Raw genomic sequence first — 20,671 nt, forward strand, 5'->3', positions numbered from 1 at the left:
TTGAACCTCGGTGACTTTCAATGAAGACTCTATAAATTATTCGTTTATGAAAACTATCTTCTTGGACCTGTCATTTTCTTCTTTTCCCTCACCTGAATGTGCATCGGTGTGCCTTCAAATTTGAAGTTCTTTCGAATCACATTTTCAAGGTAACGTAAATAAGAGAAGTGAGCCAGTTCTTTGTCATTCACAAAAAGAACAAATGTAGGTGGTTTAACCCCCACTTGAGTCATGTAGTAAATTTTTAGTCGTTTACCCTTATCAGAAGGCGGCTGATTGAGTATAATCGCCTCATTGATAATATCATTAAGCAGACCAGTTTGCACGCGCATAGACGCTTGATCTGAAATATATGCAGCTCTTTCAAGAATTAGGTTTACACGCTGTTTCGTGATGGCAGATACAAATAGAATCGATGCATATGGCATAAATGCCAATTCTTGACGAATTGTTTCTGTAAAGCGCTTCATCGTCTTGCCATCTTTTTCAACAAGGTCCCACTTGTTTACGAGAATAAGGACACCTCGCCCTGCTTCATGGGCCAGACCAGCAATTTTTTTATCTTGATCTGTAACACCTTCTGAGGCATCTATAACAAGAAGACATACGTCTGATCTTTCAATAGCCGTAAGCGCTCTAAGAATACTGTATTTTTCTATGGCTTCACTTACTTTTTTCTTTCTTCTGATACCTGCGGTATCAATAAGAACATAATCTTGGTCATTGACCTTAAATGGTGTATCTATCGCATCTCTTGTTGTCCCTGCCACTTCACTGACAATGACACGGTTTTCACCTAGTATTGTATTGATAAGAGATGACTTGCCAGCGTTAGGCTTGCCGATAAGAGCAACCTTAATGACGTCTTCATCATAGTCATCCATAATATTGTCAGGGAAGAGGGCAACAACTTCATCAAGAAGATCACCAAAATTCAACATGTTGGTTGATGAAATTGCAATCGGTTCTCCAATGCCTAGATTGTAATAGTCATAGTAGTGGTCTGGCATATTAGCCGTGTCCACTTTGTTGACAACCAATAATATTGGCTTTTTAGATCGTCTTAGCATTTGAGCAATTTCCTCATCTGCCGTTGTATAGGTATCTTTACCGTCCAGCATAAAGATAATAACATCTGCTGTATCAATAGCCACTTCAGCTTGATCACGCATCTGTGAAAGAATGACATCTTTAGAATCAGGCTCAATACCGCCTGTGTCAATCATAGTGAAATGATTTCCGAGCCACTCAATATCCACGTAAATTCTGTCTCTTGTTACGCCTGGTTTATCTTCTACGATTGAAATTCTTTTTCCTGCGATTTTATTGAAAAACGTTGATTTACCAACATTCGGTTTTCCAACCACCGCTACTACTGGTTTACCCATTTTGTGCCTCCTCGATACCCAGAACATTTGACAGGAAGGCTAAACCACTAACTTCTATCGGTGTCACTGTCACATTCAGGGCTTTCTCTAACTCTTCAATTGTCATGTCGTCTAAGAATACCGGTTCGCCGCTTTTTAGCATACTCTTAGGTATGATTAAGGCGTCTCCAAGGGATTTCCCCTTTAATTGGCCAAGTAAATCTTGACCGGTTATTAGACCTGCCACTGTAATGCTCTCACCAAAAAAGTGATTTGTGATTCTATGAACATCAATGCGACACGACTTGTATTTTTCCATTGTTTTTTCTGAAATATCTTTAATAAACTCAAATGCTGATGTGCCTGTGGCAATGCTCACATGACGACTTTGAATACCATCCACAACATATTCATCCATAGCGTCATATATTTCATGCTCAAGCTTTGTCATAAGACCGACACCGTTTTCTATCTGTACAAAACCTTCATAGGCCTCATAATCAGGCCTACTCTGCTCAGCTAAAACATAAAACTCATCGGAAAGAAAAACAAACCGCGTTCCTCTTTTTTCTAAAAAATAAGATTGCCACTTCTCTACTTGATCTATAACAGCCTGTGCCATCTTTTTATCATATCCAGAAACAGGCGCTAGGCCTTTTCTGAATTTTGTTAGACCAATGGGCACTATGGCCACTGAATTTAGACCACCTGGCAAGTCATGTAAGTCCTTCAAGGTTCGGTCCAGTTCAGGCCCGTCATTAAAACCTGGACAAAGTACTATTTGCCCATTCATTTCTACCCTGTGTTCTCCTAAGAGCTTCAATCGTTCATAGACCTGTCCAGCATTTTTATTACCGAGCATTTTCACACGCAATTGAGGATTGGTCGTATGAATGGATACATTAATTGGACTGATATTATAGTCAACCATTCTTTGAAGTTCTTCCTCAGACACATTGGTCAATGTGACAAAATTCCCCTGTAAAAAAGATAAGCGCGAGTCGTCATCTTTAAAGTACAAGGTTTCACGCATGCCTTCTGGCAATTGGTCTATAAAGCAAAATACACACTTATTTCTGCAGTTTCTTGCGTGATCCATAATAGGATGCCTAAATTCAAGACCCAACTCTTCGTCGTAATCTTTCTCGATTTCAAGAACCCATATTTGTCCATCCGGCTTTCGAATCTCCAACTCAAGATACTCATCACTAATCATAAAAAGGTAGTCGATGATATCTTTTACAGGTTTTCCGTTTATCGTTAAAAGAACATCGCCTTTTTCAATTTCCATTTCTTCGGCAATGCTTCCTTGTAAAACTTTCGATATTATATTGTCACCGTGTTTCAAATCTATTAATTCCATTTATCTGTCCTCCGACAATCCTCATACATATTACACGTTCACCGCGACCTAGTCAAGGATATCGTCAATGTGCTGCTTATTTCTTTTCGTTCAATGCAAATATGGCCGCCATACGTCCTTGTTTGGGTTTTTCCACCCTGTAGGAAAACAAAAGGTCATTTTGACACATGGTGCAGTTATCACTAATCTCTATAGATTCATTCCTAAGACCTGATGACTGAAGAATAGCCTTATTGATACCCTTCAAATCTATAAAATAGCGACCAGATTCAGAGGGTTTTGTATATTCATGTATTGTATCTTTCATCCAGGAAAACTGATCAAGAACTGCATCGTCAACTTCATAACAACATAGGCCCGCACTTGGTCCAATACCTGCAAGTATATCTTCAGGACGACTGCCAAAGACTTCTGACATTCGCTTGACCGCCTTTTTTCCAATTTGCTTGGACGTCCCTTTCCAACCGCTGTGAACCACACCACCAACATGATTGACTGGATCATAGAAAAAGAGAGGCACACAATCAGCATAATATGTCAATAGAACCGGTTCAGTCTGGTCCGTAATGAGCCCATCAACAGCATCTATAAAATTATCCTTATCATTTCCCTCAGCAACTCGCTTTTCATCGATGTAGACAACAATATCAGAATGAACCTGTCTTGTCATAAATCGCTTACGCATTGACACATCCAGCGCGCTGAGAATTCTATTATAATTTTCTTCCACCTTATCTTGATCATCTGATGTTGATTTACCCATGTTTAAACTGGAAAATGGAGGGTGACTGACCCCTCCATTCCTCGTTGTAAATCCATGAATCAGATGTTCTTGCGATGAAAGATTATTAAACTGCAACCACTGTACGCCGTCTTTATCTTTCAAATGCATATTTCCACCACCCGATTGTATTTTATCGTTTATCATTGAGCATCGTTTTAAGCTCATCCATAAAAGTGTTAATGTCTTTAAACTGTCTATAAACGGAGGCAAATCTTACATAAGCCACTTCATCCAGTTCTCGTAGTCCGAACATAACGAGTTCGCCAATGTAATTCGAAGAAATTTCCTTTTCCATTGAATTGTAAAGTTTCTTCTCTATTTGCTTTGCCATATCCTCAATTTGTTGAAAGGCAACAGGTCGTTTCTCGCAGGCTCTTATAATGCCATGCATCATTTTTGCCCTGTCATAGGATTCTCTGTTTCCATCCTTTTTTACAACAATTAGCGGTATTTCTTCAATTTTTTCATAAGTTGTGAATCTATGCTTGCATTTAACACATTCCCTACGACGACGGATGGTGCTGCCTTCGTCAGTGGGTCTTGAATCAACAACCTTTGACTCCATATAATCACAAAATGGGCATTTCACTTGCAACACCTCTTTTTCCTTCATTGACTCTCATGTGCATAAAATCCGGTCTCTGAATGTTTCAATATCCCGACTGTCCACTTTTAGATAGCTTCTACCACTGTTACAAAGCTTTTCTACAAGCTGAGGCTACCTTAACGGTAGCCTTTGTAGGTAATCCGGAAACTCCGGTTATATTTAAATATTTTATCGCTTGACGTGAATGTTTAAATTTCACCTTTATCTTTGTCTTCTTAAGAAAGTTGGAATATCAAATTCTTCGTCATTTGTTTCTTCAGGTTGAGCAGCTTGAACTTCCTCAGTTTCAGTCTCTTCAGTGACTTCTTCTGCTGGTGTTTGTGGCTCTTCCTTACTTTCAACAACAGGTGCTGTTTCGCTTTCCGGCTGATGATCATCAAATCCTGTTGCTATAACAGTGATTCTCAATTCATCTTTAAGGGCTTCGTCAATAACTGCACCAAAGATGATGTTTGCATCTGGATCAGCTGCTTCAGCAACGATTTCAGCCGCTTCATTGACCTCAAACAGTCCCAAGTTAGATCCGCCTGTGATATTAAGCAGAACACCCTTTGAACCTTCGATTGATGTTTCTAGCATTGGACTGTGAATAGCCTGCTTGGCAGCTTCAACAGCTCTGTTTTCTCCACTGGCTTTACCTACGCCCATGTGTGCAAGACCACGTTCATACATAATCGTCTTAACATCTGCAAAGTCAAGGTTTACAAGTCCAGGAATAGCAATCAGGTCAGATATACCCTGTACACCTTGACGTAGAACGTCATCGGCAATTTTAAAGGCATCTACAATACTGGTTCTCTTCTCAATTACCTGTAGCAGACGATCATTTGGAATTGTCACCAGTGTATCCACTTTATCTTTTAGTTCATTAATGCCATGATCAGCATGCAGCATTCTTCTACGACCTTCGAATGTGAATGGCTTCGTCACCACACCAACAGTCAGAATACCCATTTCCTTTGCCACTTCAGCAACGATTGGTGCCGCACCTGTTCCAGTGCCACCACCCATGCCTGCAGTGATAAATACCATATCAGAACCTTGAAGGGCCTGATAGATGTCATCTCGGCTCTCTTCTGCTGCCTTTTCTCCCACTTCAGGATTCGCACCAGCACCAAGACCACGTGTTAACTTTTCGCCAATTTGAATTTTAAATTCTGCTTTTGAATTAAATAATGCTTGCTTATCTGTGTTGATCGCAACGAATTGAACACCTTGAAGGCTTGCTTCAATCATTCTATTAACAGCGTTGTTGCCACCGCCGCCTACACCGATAACCTTAATTTGCGCAAATTGATCCATGTCGATATCAAACTCTAACATGTAACTGCCCCCTTTTTCCACGATGAAAAAATGTCTTTCTTATGATTACTGTATTAGTAACAGATATTTTCTAATAGGTAATTCACTATTAATAATACCATACTTCGACCCACTTTGAGGCGGTATTTTTCAATAAAATTCGAGTTTATTTACAAAAATGACCACTTAAGGGGTCTAGAAAATGATACTTTTCGATTTATCCGCTCTAATCATTGATTTTCAGTCTATTTTTTCACTCAATATTTTCTAAATTCGCTTCTTCTACTTGTTCGATGTTTTTTCTCTTGTTCCTTCTTTTATCCCTGAAATTCTCAATCAAAAGACGTCGAATTATAGCAAGGTTTTGGAACAGTCTCGCACCAAATGCAAAAACGGCTGCATAGTATAGGGGAATCCCTAAGAAATCACCGATGTATGCCAAAAATGCTGCTAAGAATGCATTGGTGATAAAACCACTAATGAAAATCATCGTATCAAAGCGATCTTCCATGCTTGATCGAATAGCTCCGAAAACAGAGTCAATTGCTGCCAGTATTGCCACTGCTACATAAAGTGACCACGCCGAGCTCAGTCCAAGAGGCATAAACCACCCTATGAACAAACCTAGCAATATGGCCAGTACTGCGATCATCAACTTTCTTCACCATCCTCTGTCGCCTTCATATATACAGGTCTCGTTGTACCTGTATAGGCTGGAATTTCAATATTCACACTTGTATACACTTCAAGAAAAACGCCATACTGCCTTAGCACTTGTCCAAATGAACCCGGTGCATTGATGGCAGACTCCAGATGATGTTTATCACCAATGGCTTTTATAATAAAAGGTTGCGCAAAAACTTCGTCGTTGATTCTTATGGTTGGACCTGTACATTGGATCTCCGTTTTACCAAAAACAAATCTCTGATCATTAATGGAAATCGCTTCTGCACCGGCATACCGCAGGTCATCCACTAGGTTCTGCACATCCATATTATGAACTAGGACATTGTTGGGATCTTCAAACTCATTGAGTTCCCGTTCCCCGTCATTGATTATAACAATAACGCCTTGACCTTCCAGACCCTTTAGGCCTGAGAAAGCTTTAATTTTTTCAATTTGATTTATCATGGCCTCTTCAATGCCGCCAGACTCTGCTTTGGAATTTTCATATTCACTAATTTGCAGGGTCATAAGCCTTACTCGTTCAACAAGCTGATTCAACTCAGCAGATTCCCTTTCAAGCTCCTGGGTATATGTCTGTATTTCATTGAGCGACACATATTTTTCAGCATCTTGCGCCGCGCGAACCTGTATAGAGAGCAAAATCGCTAGCAGGAACACAAGCGCTATCGTTTGAGGTTTTTTCATCAGATCACCTCATCATTACTGAATCACATCAGCATGCCTAAAATCGACGATTCTACTAAATTTAGGAATTCGCACATTGTCAGATTTCTTGACTTCTATCAAGTATCTTTTATCTCTGATTTGAGACACAATACCAAACCTGTGACTCACTGCGCCATCTAATGTATCAGAACTTCCAATAGCCTTAATGACAAAAGGGGCTTGCTGAGGAATCAAATTAATATTGATAGCATTGCCTGCCGCTCGAATTTCACTTCGACCTGTGATTCTTTGATCGTTAATGCTAATCGCCTCTGCACCAGCCGCATTGAGTTCATTCACTAGAGATAGGAGCAAGTGGTAGTCATAAACAAAATTTGTATCATAAGCATAATTCATGTCTACAGGTGGATTGTCTATTGTAATCACTATCCCTTGGCCTTCCACATCGCTTAAACCTGCAAACATTTTATAGCGTTCCAATTCCTCGTTTAGTGTCTTTATGAGGACATTTTCTTTTGACTCGGAAGACTCAATTTCCTTGATCCGCTCTTCGAGGGCAGATATTTGTTCCAGCAATACTTCTTTTTCATCGCGAACTTTTTGGAGTTCTGTCACCAATTCGCCAGACTTTTGGCGTGGGGATAATCCATCTAACATGTCGCGCTGAACGGTTTTAGCCTGCTGGGCTAAAATCACTCCAAGGATCACACAGACCAAACCGATCCAAAGATAATCCTTTTTCATAGTCATGCCTCCTACTGCCCAAACGGTTTAAATATTGGAAGCCCGTTGTGGCTTACATCTATAATGCCCGATTGAACACCTTTTTCTGATAACTCTTCGTAGATGTCGACAAAATTATTAAACTTTCTCTCTATGTCTTGACCCTTACCAAACCGCACCCTATAGGCATCATTGAGTAAAAGTTCAATACCGTTATCATAACGTATATAGGGCTTGGCTTCAATATGAGAGTTTTTAAGAAGGGAAATAAGTTGCACAGTTCGCCTTAATACCCTAGATTCTTCGACTTTCAATTCTTCCCCAATATTGAAGGATTTAAACTCAAATCCGTCTATTAAAAAAATATCTCCAATAGATTCTTCGACTTTTAAGACTGTCAGGTGCTCATCAATGGTGACATAAAGACCTGAGTATTTAATAGCCGCAAGCTCTTGACGGTATTCAATATCTAATATGAGTTTATCTGGCAGGGCCTTTTCTATTTTGACAGACTTTATGTAAGGATGTCTTACAATTTTTTCTTCAAGACTGGCAACAGAGACATTGAAATACAGGCTTGATTCATCCAGCCCTCCATATTTTCTTATGTCATTGTCAGAAAAATACACACTGGCAGGGTACTCAAATTTTTTGACGACAAACAAGTTTGTCTTAAAGACCAAAAGGCCTGACCCTATTATTAAGAGTATAAGTGTAAATACCAGGGTTTTCTTTCTTGCACCTGGTCTTTTTAGCGTACTCTTTTCCCTCTTTTCGTCAGACATAAAACACCCCTAATTCCTTTTAGCAAGCTCGTCCAGGTTGGAAACAATGATCTCTAGGGCATCTTTTCCAGGTAGTGCAGCACAACTCTTTCTAATGGACTCCAGTTTTTCTGGATGGTTCAGATGATCTTCAATGGTCCCCATCAGGTGGTTCACATTCAGTTCATCTTCAAGCATGACAATACCTGCCCCCATTTTCTCCATTGACCGGGCGTTGTACTCTTGATGATTGTCCTTAACATTTGGTGAAGGAACGAGGACCGCCGGAGTGCCTGTTATGCCAATTTCTGATAGGGTCGAAGCACCTGTTCTGGTTATCATAATATCTGCTGCGCCCATATGTTCAGGCATATTATAAACATAAGGTACAATTTGAATGTTATCTTCAAAAGAAATTCGCATGTCCTGAAGCTGTTTCATAAGTCTTTCATAATAAGACTTTCCAGTGACATGAATAACCTTATAACGGTCATCACCACTGACTTTGGACATAATTTCAATCATGACATCATTAATTTTTTTCGCACCGCCGCTGCCCCCGACAGATAAGATGAGAAAAGCCTTGTCAACGCCCACTTCTTCTCTACACTTTTGACGATTAAGACCGTAGAAGTCCTGACGCACTGGGTTTCCCGTCAGTACAACCTTATCTTGATCCTTAAAGGCCGCTTTGCTTTCTTCAAAACTAATCAAAACCTTGTCCACATATTTGCTTAGCATTTTATTGGCACGTCCAGGAAAGGCATTGGCTTCATGGACAGCTGTTTTAACGCCCATGAGCGCACCAACAAACATAACAGGACCGGAGACATAGCCCCCTGTGCCAACTATAATATCAGGCTTGTAATCTTTTATAATTCGTCTGGCTTCAAAAATACTGGAAATAAGACTGCCTACATGCTTTATAAGTCCAGCCAGACCTCTCTTTTTGTATTCTATAGAAATTGGACGGAATTCAATACCAAGCTTGGGAACAAGTTCTGACTCAAGGCCTTGTTTTCTTCCAACATATAAAAGTTTCGTATTCTTGTTTTTCTTTTTAAAGGCTTCTGCTATGGATACGGCTGGATAGATATGCCCGCCGGTTCCGCCTCCAGTTACAATCATTCTCATAAACAGGCTCCTAATCTGTTATTGTGTATTGTGAAATATTCAGAAGTATGCCCATACACCCCATTAAAATCAGAAGAGAACTGCCTCCAAAGCTAATAAAGGGGAGCGGTATACCTGTAACAGGCATTGAGCTTGTCGCAACAGAAATATTGATCATCACTTGGAAGCTAATCATGGCAACGATGCCCGTGGCCACTAAGGTTCCAAACATATCTGGTGCTTGTATGGCTATTTTCACACCTCTATAGATTAATACAAAGAACAGCATGATGACAAGGACACATCCAATGAATCCGAATTCTTCACCCACTGTTGCAAAGATAAAATCATTTTGAGGTTCCGGTATGTAAAGCTTATTCTGTATACTCTGACCAATGCCCACACCAAAAAGACCACCTGAACCAAGTGCATACAAGGACTGAATAACCTGCCATCCAGCACCATCTGCATATTGAAACGGATCAAGAAAGGCCATCACTCTGGCACGTCTGTAGTCTGCACTAAAGGCAAAGCCAATGAAGGCACCGCCTCCTAGTATAGCCAGGCCAATAAGCTGATCCAGCCTTGCACCTGCAACAAAAACCATACTCATAATAATAAGAGCTATGGTAATCGCTGTTGACAGGTTGGGCTGAAGAATGATCAAACCAAAATATAGACCTATTAATGCAAGGTATGGCAAGACCCCGATTGTAAACTTCTTAATTCTGTTTCTATTATTCGTCAAACTATGTGCTGTGAATATAATGGCACATATTTTTGCCACTTCAGATGGCATTATTGATATGGATCCAATGAAGATCCACCTCCGCGCACCATTTATTGTCGTGCCCACTGGGGTTAGGACCAGACCAAGTAATATCAGGCTGACCACCAAAAGCATGGGAGCAAATTTTCTGTATACTCGATAAGGCACCATAGCGACAACAATCATGATCACCATGCCTGCCAGTGCAAATTTTAAATCTTTATAAAAGAAATAGTATTTATCTTGCCACTGTGACATCGCCACGTAAAAACTTGAGCTAAAAACCATCATAACGCCTATGACCAGCAAAAGTATAACCGTGACAAAAAGGGACAAATCCATGGCATGGCGTTTCATGCTTATCGCCTCCTTAGACTTTCAAAGCATTCTCTAAAATGATCACCACGATGTTCAAAACTTGGATACATGTCCCAACTTGCGCATGCTGGAGAAAGCAATATAGCATCTCCTGAAGATGTTAAGCTAAAGGCTGTATCTACAGCTTGGTCAAGATCGTTCACAAGGCTGACTGACTCATATCCCATTTTACGGGCTGTTGTCTCAATGATTTTTGCAGTTTCACCAAAGACAACCAAATGTTTGATTTTCTCACCAAATGACTCAATGAAAGAATCAAAGTCACTGCCTTTGTCCATCCCACCCGCTATAAGAACTGTGGGTCTTTCCATGGCTTTAACAGCCACGATGGAAGCGTCAGGATTTGTTCCTTTTGAATCATTAAAAAAGACAACATCATCCACTTCCCCCAGCCACTCTATTCTATGGGCCACACCAGTAAACGTTCGAAGGGCATGGGCAATATGATTCACCTCAATATCACTGTAGTATGCCATAGCTGTTGCCGCTAGAGCATTTTCAATATTGTGATCTCCAGGTATGAAGATATCCGCCACATCAATCACTTCAAGTGATTCATCGCTTTGATCCTCTTGAATAACAACTTTTCCATCTTTGATAAAAACACCAGATGCAAGCGCTTCTTTTCTACTGAAATAGACCACTTTCCCCCTGGTTCTACTTGCTAGATTTCGCGTTAAGTCGTTGTCATAATTTAATACCAAAACATCATTTTTACCATGATTTTCAAATATGCGACATTTAGCGTCGATATAATTTTCCATTGTTTTATGACGGTTTAAATGATCTGGGGTCAAATTGAGCACTGCAGCCACTTCTGTTTTGAAGTCTCTAATGGTTTCCAGTTGAAAACTGCTCACTTCTGTGACCATTGTCGTGTTCTCATCTGCCTCTTCAATGCGCTCAATAACCGGAATACCAATATTGCCCACAACAAAGTGCTTTCTTTTTGCTGTTTTAAAAATTTCACCCGTAAGGGCCGTTGTCGTTGTTTTTCCATTCGTGCCTGTTATCCCTATAAATTTAGCATCTGTCAGCCTAGACGCAAGCTCAAGTTCTCCAATAACCTCTATACCAGCTTCTTTTGCCTGAATAACAAAGGGTTTATCAAGGGGTACGCCTGGACTTAAAACAAGCAGATCAAAACCTTCAACACTCGGTGCACCACCAAGCATAAGGCCCTCATACATACCTTCTAAGGGACCTAGAATATCAGCAAGGTCCTCTTTTGACTTCATATCATTAATAAATACTTTTGCGCCTCTTTTATATAAGGCCTTTACGGCTGATTGTCCTGATCTTGCCAGACCCACCATTAACACTTTTCTATTTTCCACTTATTTCGCCCCCTAGATGGTAATGAAGTAGCCTATAATAACCAGGCCGAGTGTAACCATGTAAAACGTACCGACAATTTTTGTTTCTTTCCACCCAGACAACTCGTAGTGGTGGTGTAGTGGTGACATTTTAAAAACCCTTTTTCCCGTGGTTTTAAATGAAACAACTTGAATAATGACAGAGAGTGTTTCTGCAAAATATATACCGCCTACAATAGGAATCAGAAGGGCCGTTCCCGTTGCAAATGCAAAACCTGCAACAGCGCCCCCAAGTGCAAGAGACCCCAAATCACCCATAAATACTTGGGCAGGGTATCTGTTGACTTTTAAAAATCCACCCAAGCCACCTATAAGACCTATGGCAACAACAAGAAGTGTAACGCTCTGTTGAGAAATCGCCACAAGGCCGAAGAAGCCAATCACAAGAGTTGACACTGAACCCGCCAGTCCATCTAGGCCATCTGTAAGATTAACTGCATTTGTGGTTGCTATGGCAACAAATATAGCAAACGGATAATAGACAATACCTAAGTCCAGTGGTGTTTTGACAAATGGAATGAGGATTTCTGTTCCAAAAAGATTGGCACTCCACACAGCCAAAATTGTGCTGACAATGAACTGTCCAGCAAGTTTTTGCCATGCTCTTAGCCCCAAGTTGCGCTTTAAAACAACTTTTATATAATCATCCGCAAACCCAAGCATGCCAAATCCAAATATGGCAAAGAGCATGAAAAGGCCAACTTGGTCAAATGCTCTCACAAGGAGCATAGCCAGTAAAAGTCCTGCTAGGAATATGAAACCACCCATGGTAGGTGTTCCAGCTTTTTTATAATGAGATTTCGGACCTTCTTCTCGTATACTCTGTCCGAATTTTAATTTTTGTAGATATGGAATGAGCTTTGGACCAAGAATCGTTGATCCTGCATAGCTTACTACAAGAGCCAGCATTAGCATCCATGAGTTTGTCATTTTAGGCCTCCAAATATTCTAGTGCAATTAATCTGTCATCAAAATCGTATCTTACCCCATTGATTTCCTGGTATGTTTCATGACCCTTTCCGGTTATGAGTACCACATCACCAAAGCGGGCTTCCCTTATAGCCATACCGATGGCTTGCTTTCGTCTCTCTTCAACAAAGGCGCGGTCTGGACTTTTAAGACCTGCAAGGACATCATTAATAATGCTTTCTGGTTTTTCTGTTCTCGGGTTATCACTGGTTACATAAATAACATCTGATTTGTCTTCTGCAATCCGCCCCATAATCGGTCTTTTCCCAGTGTCTCTGTCCCCCCCACAGCCGAAGACTGTGATCACACGACCATCTGTAATGGACCGTGCAATATCGATTACATTGCTCAGGGCATCTGGGGTATGAGCATAGTCAACAAACACCCTGACAGGGTGTTTCGCCTTAACCAGCTCCATACGTCCTGGCACCGGGGAAATAGCTTTCGAAGCTTTCTGAATCAATTGCAAGGATAAATCCATCATAGCGAGCAGTCCAAATGCAGCCAAGGTATTGTACACGTATATTTTTCCTGGTAAGGGCACCTTAATATCCACTTGTCCACTTGGGGTCACCAAAGTAAACCTTGAACCAGTTCCCGTGTACTGGACATTTTCCGCTCTGATATCTGCTTGTCTGTCTATGGCATAAGAATACACCCGTGCTGTACTATTATCAGAAACACATTCTTCATAGAGTCTCTTACCATAGACATCATCCACATTTATGAGTCGACCCTGCCCTGCCAAAGCAAACAACTTGGCCTTGGCCTTATAATAGGACTCAAAATTTTCGTGGTAGTCCAAATGGTCTTCTGTCAAGTTGGTAAAAACGCCATAATCAAAGGCCACATGGTCAACCCTTTTTAGGTCCAGGGCATGAGAGGACGCTTCCATGACACACGCCTGTATCTTGTCGTCTTTCATAAGTTTAAGCAAGCCGTGAAGTTCAACCGGTTCTGGCGTTGTCAGACTGGCCTTATATGTTTTTCCGCCAATCTCATTGGCAATTGTTCCAAGTAGGCCTGTTGAAATACCAACACTGTTTAACATGTCAGAAATAATACGACATGTGCTGGTCTTGCCATTGGTGCCAGTTAAACCGATTACAGTCATATCTTCGCTGGGGTTCTTATTAAATGCTGAAGCCAAGTGAGACATAGCATACCTGTCATCGTCAACTTTTATAAGGGTTATGGACTCATTTTTTGCTCTATTCACACAGTCCGTTTCGACTTCTGTCACAACAATGGCACGGACTCCAGAGTCCATCGCCTTATTGATGTACTTGTGGCCATCAGACTGGAAACCCTTAACCGCAATAAAAAGCGATCCCTTTTCTATTTTTCTACTGTCCTGGTGGACACTTGTAATATCTATATTGACATCGCCTAAAACAAGTTCATGTTTTAGACCATCCAACATGTTTTTTAAGAGCATACAATCCCCTCAGTTCCTTTTTTTGCATTTTAAAAGGGTGAGATAAATACCCTAAGTTATTCAGCTCACCCAATTGCATCAGTATAAAAAGAATTATTCAAATAATTTATATATGCATCGCTAGGTCTTTGCTGTCCTATTTTCATGAATAATCCGGATTTAATTATATCAGATTTTAATGTGGCTTGTAACAGTCCTAACCATATTGTCATTATTCTGAATTCGAGTCACTCGGAAGTGGGTCAACATTGAGAATAATAATGTCCTGTCCCGATGCAATCGATCCAGGATATGGGAACTGATTAATAACAGGACTGTCATTATTTAGTATGTTAACCGGCTCAGTTGTGTATGACAATCCTGATGCTTCAAGGATTTTAATGGCTTTGCTTAGGGGCTTGCCCATAAGATTCGGAACTTTAACTTCCCTTGTGTACTCAGGAATTTCTGGTTCAACCCCAAGATACCTTAGGGTATCGTCCATAATATCTTTTGCAATAGGGGCTGCTGTCTGGCTACCATAGTTTGTATCCTTAGGTTCATCGACAACAACAAGGACCGTTATCAAAGGATCATCTACCGGCGCAATGGCTACAAAGGATGCATAGGCCAGCTCGTCCGAATATTTTCCATTTACAATTTTTTCCGAAGTCCCTGTTTTCCCGCCAATACGAATGCCAGGAATATAAGCCAGTTTACCCGACCCATTTTCAACAACTGATTCTAAGACAAGTCGTACATCTGCCGATGTTTTTTTGGATATTACATTTCGTATCACCTTGGGTTCTATACGCTCCACGACTTCTCCATCAGAGCTTTTCAGCGCCTTGACAATATGAGGCTCCATAAGCTTACCGTCATTTGCAATGGCATTTATGGCATTCACCATTTGAAGGGGGGTCACAGCTATACCGTGACCAAATGAAATGGTTGCCAGTTCTACTGGACCAATTTTATTTCTTGGAAGTATGATCGAGCCCGCTTCCCCTGGTAAATCCACACCTGTTTTTCGTGTGAGTCCGAAGTTTTCAAGATAGGTATAGAATGTGTCTTTTCCCACCTTATCCGCCAGTTCCATAAACATGGTATTTAAGGACCTTTCCATGCCGTATACAAGCGTAAAATCCTTATGGGATCTTGGGTAGTCCCAGTTTTTTATACGACTTCCGTACATGTCTATATAGCCTGGGGTAGAAAACTTTGTATGTGGTCCTGCCACATTTTCCTCAAAAGATATGGCTGTTGTAATAATCTTGAAAGTCGAACCGGGTTCGTAGGTATCATTCAAGTTTGGATTCTTCCAAGTCATATTCCACAAGGTGCTCAGTTCTTCACCAGAAAGGGTGTCAAAATCCACATCAGGATAGTGGTCATGGACGTCTCTTGGATTATTTGGATCATAATCCGGCTTTGAAGCCATAGCCAAAATTTCCCCTGTTTTAGACTCCATAACAATGGCTGTGATTTTTTCAGCATTATGGTCTTCAACCCCTTTCACTAGGGCTTCCTCCGTAAAGTGCTGAATTATCTCATCAATTGTAAGAACAAGACTCAAACCATCTTCCGGTGGATAGAGTTTTTCTTCTCCAAAGGGCAATTGTCTTCCCGCGGCATCTGTATTCGTGACCAAGGTGCCTTCCCGTCCAGTGAGTTCACTTTCGTAAGACAACTCAACGCCTGAAAGGCCCACGCCATCCACAGTTGTGTGACCAAGTATATGGGCGGCAAAGTTTAGGTTGGGATAAATCCTCTTGTTGTCCGCGCCCACACTAACGCCTTTGAGTCTTTTATTTTTTATCAAATCCGCTTGAGCCTTAGGAATCCATCTCTTTATACGGACAATCGTCGAAGATGAGTTGCTGATCATATCAAGTATTTTAGCCTTATCTTCTTCTAAGATCTCAGCAAGTTCACTTGCCACCTCTCCCACAGACTCGGCTCCAATATCTTTCGGATGGGCCCAAACTGTAAAGGACTGTACACTGAAGGCCAGTTTGATGCCTTTTCTATCATAAATAACGCCACGTTTAGCAGGGATAGGGACATTTCTGGTCTGCTGAAGCATAGCCAGTTTTTTATATTCTTCTCCTTTTACAATTTGTATGTAAGCCAGTCTCCCAATAAGCAAGGAGAAAATCAAGGCAACCACAAACAGGGCAAACCAAAGCCTTCGCTTGCTGCTCACACTCGGCTCCATAAACATCAACCTCTTTCAGACCTATTATAATAGTCATTGTTTTACATTAAAAAAGGACCGAAAGCCTAACTTTCGATCCAAGTCAATTCAATATTAGTCCCCTCTAAGAGCGACTATCTGCCTTTGAGGAGCCAGGAACGAATATACGCTGCATACCCTTGCAGTTCATGAACGACATCGTCGTCTTCATTCATTATATCATTTTGCAATGAAGGTTCCTTATCCAAATTCGCAAATTGATCATCTAGTGTATAATTCCAATTTGAGTTTATATAAACGATTTGCTCTGGTTGGGGATACTGCATACCCAACTCATTGACTGCAACTTTTTCAACATTGTCTAGGACAATAGTGGAATCGAGTTGAACCCGCAAATCTTCTTTCTGAAGGTTTAATTCCTTAATTTCACGTTCCAGTCCATTGATCGTGTAATTGATTTCAAATATCATGGCATATCGCATGACAAGGAAGGATAGCAAACCAAAGACTAAGATGCATCCTGCAAATGACCGAAACAAAAACTGCATGCGTCGTTTGCGCTGGTATCTTCTCTGTTTCTTTTCGAGAATTTCAGACGCTCTTTTCATCTTCTCCTGATGCTGTTGTCGTTGGTACTCTTCATATGAATGATATGTAGATAACTTACGTGCTGGCAGCATCCTTGCCCCTCCTAACACTCAACCCAAAACACTACAACTTTTCTGCAACCCTCAATTTGGCACTCCTTGCCCTTGGGTTTTCTTCGATTTCCTTATCACTTGGCACACGTGGTTTTCTTGTAATGATTTTAACCACTGGCTTGTTATTACACATACACACTGGCAACTCCGGTGGACAAATGCAACCCTTGGCCAGTTCCTTGTAAGTGTTTTTTACAATACGGTCTTCAAGGGAATGGAATGTGATAATGGATATTCTACCCCCTGGCTTTAAAACCGTCGAAATAGCTTTAATGGTTTCTGATATAATACCAAGCTCATTGTTCACTTCAATACGAATGGCCTGGAATGTTCTCTTTGCTGGATGAGGACCGTCTTTTCTAGCGCCTTTTGGAACCGCAGCCTTTATAATGTCAACAAGTTCTGTTGTCCTTGTTATTTCATGATCTTCACGTGCTTCCACTATAAACTGAGCAATTCTTTTCGCCCAACGATCTTCACCATAATCTTTTATTATTTTATGGAGTTCCTCAACTGAATATGTATTCACGACGTCTTTAGCTGAAAATGGTCTTGACCTATCCATTCTCATGTCCAGCTCACCATCTTGCATGTAACTAAATCCACGTTCTGCTTCATCAAGCTGATATGAAGAGACCCCTAAGTCCATCATCATGCCATCGACCTTATCGATGCCGAGATCATTCAAAACATTTAGGACATCTTCAAAATTGCTGTGGACTGGTATAAAACGATCACCATATTCTTTTAGTCTCTCGGAAGCCGCAGCGAGTGCGTCCGTGTCTTGATCTATTCCGATTAACTTTCCTGTCGTTAATCGCTTGAGAACAAGCTCTGAGTGTCCACCGCCGCCCAGTGTTCCATCGATATAAATGCCATCTGGTTTGATATTCAATCCGTCAACGGTTTCTTCCCACAGTACGGAAACATGCTCAAAAGCCATTTGAGACTCCTCCTAAATTCCTAGTTCTGCCATCTGTTCAGCAATATCGTCGTAGCTGATATTGTCTGGATCATTGTATTCAGTCCAGTTGGATTCGCTCCATAGTTCAACGCGGGTTCCAACACCTATGACAATGACTTCCTTTGTGATTTGTCCGTGGTCCCTTAGTGTTTGAGGTATATTAACTCGCCCCTGCTTGTCTAGGGTGCACTCTGTCGCACCTGCAAAAAACAGACGAACAAATGCACGTGCATTTCGATTTGTAAGTGGAAGGGTTTTAAGCTTCTCTTCGAAAACACGCCATTCGGCTTCAGGAAACATGAACAAACAATTGTCCAGTCCCTTCGTCATATAAAATCGCTCACCAAGGTCATCTCTAAACTTTGCCGGGACATTCATTCGGCCCTTGGTGTCGACAGAATGATTATATTCTCCAATGAACATTCAGACCATCTCCACCACTCTAATGGGATTTTACCCCACAATTCCCCACTCCAAACCACTTTGTACCCTAATTGTACATCAAATGTAGGGAAACTACAATTATTTCGAACAATTTAGCTTGATTTTTATGACCATAGTCCCTAGTTAAATTGTAATTCTTCTACCATTCGTCAAAATTCGACATACTTTTTAAATTTTCACCCCACTTTACACCTAAATCCATCAAAAAAGCAGGCCCTTTCTGGGCCTGCTTTCTTATATTTTTATACATTTAAAGCTTCACATTTATTCTAAGTTCACAATACGCATTTTATATATGAAGGACATGTGAAACATCTCCCATGAGCGATTTTGTCTCGCACGCTTCATTATAAGGAGTACATTTTAATATATGCACATCTCTTACCTTACCAAGCTCCATCAAAATGATTTTCTCCAGTGGGGTTACGGTTAAGACCTTGATATTAAGTTTGACCTCGTCAAGGTCTTCATTTAATAGGCCTTGACACAGAGTCCCCTGGTTCTAAATTCAAGAAAAACATCAAAATTCACATATCTATTAATGTAGTCCCATCCCTATCCGTATCAATTTTCTTGAACACATCCATCCAAAACGAAACAAATGGCACTCAGGACACGCCCCTCAATTTTAGGACTTGTCTGCAACATTGGCAGCAACTTGAACAGCATCCCATACACCTGCAAATGGCGGCGCATAACATAGATCCATCAAGGCGATGTCTTCTAAGGACATTTTGGCTTCAATGGCCATGGCCATGACATCTATTCGCAGCGCCACACCTTTTTTGCCAATCATTTGACTGCCTAGGAGGCGCTTGCTCCTCTTTTCAAAAACAAGTTTAATGCCAATTGGCGTCGCTTCAGGATAATACCCAGCATGACTCTTGGCTTCTACATAGGCCGTTTCAAAATCAAAGTCTGATTCCTGTGCTTCTTTTTCACTCAAGCCCGTTCTTGCTAAAGTCATGTCCAAAATCTTAACAACCGATGTGCCTAGAACACCAGGGAAACTTTTGTCTCCACCACCAAGATTTTCTCCAAGAATTTTCCCCTGCTTGTTGGCATGTGTCCCAAGTGGAATGTGAACATGCTTCTTAAGCAGCTTATGATATACAGCACTACAGTCTCCAGCTGAATAAACATCTGGTAGGTTGGTCTGCATTTTTTCATCCACCACAATAGCTCCATTTTTTAGACGCTTGACCCCAGCGCCTTCAAGAATTTCTGAGTTGGGCTTGACCCCTATCGCAAAAATAGCCATATCTGTTTCATAGGTGTTTCTATTTGTCTTGACAGAGTCTACCTGTTCTTGACCACCAAAAGCTTCAACCTCTTCCCCAAGGGTCATTTGTACATTATATTTTTTGAGCCCCTCTAACAAGATTTCGCGTATTTCTTCATCATAGGGTTTCATTATGTCATGGGAACGATTAATCAGTCTAACCTTTTTGCCCAGTTCAATCATGGATTCAAGCATTTCCATACCTATATATCCGGCCCCAACAATGGCCACATTCTGTATGCTGTCATCTTTCAAGGCTTCCTTGATAGCGTCAGCATCAGGAATGGTTCTAAGCGGAAAAATCCCCTTCTTATCTATGCCTTCAAAGGGTGGCAGTATGGGCGAGGCACCCGTGGCAACAACAAGAGCGTCATATTTTTTTTCAAACTTTTGGTTTTTACTCAGATCATTTACTATCACTGTCTTTTTCTCTGGGAACACCTTTTCAACACGGTGTTTTGTTTTCACATGGATATCTTTTTCCCGAAAAGCTTCTGGCGTTCGGGCAATCAAATCCTCTCGGTTTTCAATCAACCCCGACACATAATAGGGAAGGCCACAAGCCCCATACGAAACAATTTCATCGGCTTCAAATACTGTAATTCTTACGTCTTTGTTTGTTCTTTTCAGTTTCGATGCCGCACTCATGCCCGCAGCAACACCACCGACTATAACCACTTCTTTATATTTAGACAAAACATTACCTCCTTGATAGATTCTGCGTTTACAAAATTTACTACCCGAAATACAAATGACTAAACTTAGCCCTTGTCTATTGACAGACCCAGTCTATAAAGA

The 20,671-nt window shown here is 41.0% G+C and carries 19 protein-coding genes; all 19 read right to left on the reverse strand.

Features of this window, described 5'->3' with window-relative positions; all coding sequences use genetic code 11:
- Nucleotides 1-53: 53 nt before the first annotated feature.
- Entirely contained in the window at nucleotides 54-1,388 is a 1,335-nt protein-coding gene (gene der / locus ACQ4KW_RS12785; protein ID WP_430882870.1) for a ribosome biogenesis GTPase Der, read from the reverse strand.
- On the reverse strand, nucleotides 1,381-2,730 hold the full coding sequence (locus tag ACQ4KW_RS12790; RefSeq protein WP_430882871.1) for a DUF512 domain-containing protein: 1,350 nt from the start codon (nucleotides 2,728-2,730) through the stop codon (nucleotides 1,381-1,383). Before ACQ4KW_RS12790 ends, der begins: the two co-directional genes overlap by 8 nt.
- A gap of 76 nt (nucleotides 2,731-2,806) precedes the next feature.
- On the reverse strand, nucleotides 2,807-3,658 hold the full coding sequence (gene pgeF / locus ACQ4KW_RS12795) for a peptidoglycan editing factor PgeF (protein ID WP_430882872.1): 852 nt from the start codon (nucleotides 3,656-3,658) through the stop codon (nucleotides 2,807-2,809).
- Nucleotides 3,645-4,103 (reverse strand): transcriptional regulator NrdR, encoded by a 459-nt coding sequence (gene nrdR / locus ACQ4KW_RS12800; RefSeq protein WP_430886575.1) that lies wholly within the window; start codon nucleotides 4,101-4,103, stop codon nucleotides 3,645-3,647. The genes pgeF and nrdR overlap by 14 nt, the downstream gene beginning before the upstream one ends.
- Before the next feature lie 219 nt (nucleotides 4,104-4,322).
- Nucleotides 4,323-5,444, reverse strand: a complete 1,122-nt coding sequence (gene ftsZ / locus ACQ4KW_RS12805) for a cell division protein FtsZ (RefSeq protein WP_430882873.1) — start codon at nucleotides 5,442-5,444, stop codon at nucleotides 4,323-4,325.
- Between the two features lie 232 nt (nucleotides 5,445-5,676).
- Nucleotides 5,677-6,075 (reverse strand): small basic family protein, encoded by a 399-nt coding sequence (locus tag ACQ4KW_RS12810; RefSeq protein ID WP_430882874.1) that lies wholly within the window; start codon nucleotides 6,073-6,075, stop codon nucleotides 5,677-5,679.
- Nucleotides 6,075-6,794 carry a DUF881 domain-containing protein gene (locus ACQ4KW_RS12815; protein ID WP_430882875.1) on the reverse strand — a complete coding sequence of 240 codons (720 nt, stop codon included), beginning with the start codon at nucleotides 6,792-6,794 and terminating at the stop codon, nucleotides 6,075-6,077. Before ACQ4KW_RS12815 ends, ACQ4KW_RS12810 begins: the two co-directional genes overlap by 1 nt.
- A 15-nt stretch (nucleotides 6,795-6,809) precedes the next feature.
- On the reverse strand, nucleotides 6,810-7,520 hold the full coding sequence (locus tag ACQ4KW_RS12820) for a DUF881 domain-containing protein (protein WP_430882876.1): 711 nt from the start codon (nucleotides 7,518-7,520) through the stop codon (nucleotides 6,810-6,812).
- An 11-nt stretch (nucleotides 7,521-7,531) separates the two neighbouring features.
- A complete protein-coding gene (locus tag ACQ4KW_RS12825; RefSeq protein WP_430882877.1) occupies nucleotides 7,532-8,284 on the reverse strand; it encodes a cell division protein FtsQ/DivIB in 753 nt (250 codons plus the stop codon).
- A gap of 9 nt (nucleotides 8,285-8,293) precedes the next feature.
- Nucleotides 8,294-9,397: an undecaprenyldiphospho-muramoylpentapeptide beta-N-acetylglucosaminyltransferase gene (gene murG / locus ACQ4KW_RS12830; protein WP_430882878.1), complete on the reverse strand. Its 1,104-nt coding sequence runs from the start codon at nucleotides 9,395-9,397 to the stop codon at nucleotides 8,294-8,296.
- A 10-nt stretch (nucleotides 9,398-9,407) separates the two neighbouring features.
- Nucleotides 9,408-10,502 (reverse strand): putative lipid II flippase FtsW, encoded by a 1,095-nt coding sequence (gene ftsW / locus ACQ4KW_RS12835; RefSeq protein ID WP_430882879.1) that lies wholly within the window; start codon nucleotides 10,500-10,502, stop codon nucleotides 9,408-9,410.
- Between the two features lie 2 nt (nucleotides 10,503-10,504).
- A complete protein-coding gene (gene murD, locus ACQ4KW_RS12840; RefSeq protein ID WP_430882880.1) occupies nucleotides 10,505-11,860 on the reverse strand; it encodes a UDP-N-acetylmuramoyl-L-alanine--D-glutamate ligase in 1,356 nt (451 codons plus the stop codon).
- Nucleotides 11,861-11,872: 12 nt separating this feature from the next.
- On the reverse strand, nucleotides 11,873-12,829 hold the full coding sequence (gene mraY / locus ACQ4KW_RS12845) for a phospho-N-acetylmuramoyl-pentapeptide-transferase (protein WP_430882881.1): 957 nt from the start codon (nucleotides 12,827-12,829) through the stop codon (nucleotides 11,873-11,875).
- Nucleotide 12,830: 1 nt separating this feature from the next.
- A complete protein-coding gene (locus ACQ4KW_RS12850) occupies nucleotides 12,831-14,306 on the reverse strand; it encodes a UDP-N-acetylmuramoyl-L-alanyl-D-glutamate--2,6-diaminopimelate ligase (protein WP_430882882.1) in 1,476 nt (491 codons plus the stop codon).
- 211 nt (nucleotides 14,307-14,517) lie between these two features.
- Complete coding sequence (locus ACQ4KW_RS12855) at nucleotides 14,518-16,503, reverse strand: penicillin-binding transpeptidase domain-containing protein (protein ID WP_430882883.1); 1,986 nt, start codon at nucleotides 16,501-16,503, stop codon at nucleotides 14,518-14,520.
- Between the two features lie 113 nt (nucleotides 16,504-16,616).
- Entirely contained in the window at nucleotides 16,617-17,162 is a 546-nt protein-coding gene (locus ACQ4KW_RS12860) for a hypothetical protein (RefSeq protein WP_430882884.1), read from the reverse strand.
- A 31-nt stretch (nucleotides 17,163-17,193) separates the two neighbouring features.
- Entirely contained in the window at nucleotides 17,194-18,126 is a 933-nt protein-coding gene (rsmH, locus tag ACQ4KW_RS12865) for a 16S rRNA (cytosine(1402)-N(4))-methyltransferase RsmH (protein ID WP_430882885.1), read from the reverse strand.
- A gap of 12 nt (nucleotides 18,127-18,138) precedes the next feature.
- The gene (mraZ, locus tag ACQ4KW_RS12870) at nucleotides 18,139-18,570 is read right to left on the reverse strand and encodes a division/cell wall cluster transcriptional repressor MraZ (protein WP_430882886.1); all 432 of its coding nucleotides are present in this window, start codon (nucleotides 18,568-18,570) and stop codon (nucleotides 18,139-18,141) included.
- Nucleotides 18,571-19,219: 649 nt separating this feature from the next.
- Nucleotides 19,220-20,569 carry a CoA-disulfide reductase gene (locus tag ACQ4KW_RS12875; RefSeq protein WP_430882887.1) on the reverse strand — a complete coding sequence of 450 codons (1,350 nt, stop codon included), beginning with the start codon at nucleotides 20,567-20,569 and terminating at the stop codon, nucleotides 19,220-19,222.
- Nucleotides 20,570-20,671: the final 102 nt, after the last annotated feature.

Origin of the sequence: Tianxiuia mixotrophica (assembly GCF_050596425.1) — a bacterium.
Classification (GTDB): Bacteria; Bacillota; Clostridia; order Peptostreptococcales; family Acidaminobacteraceae.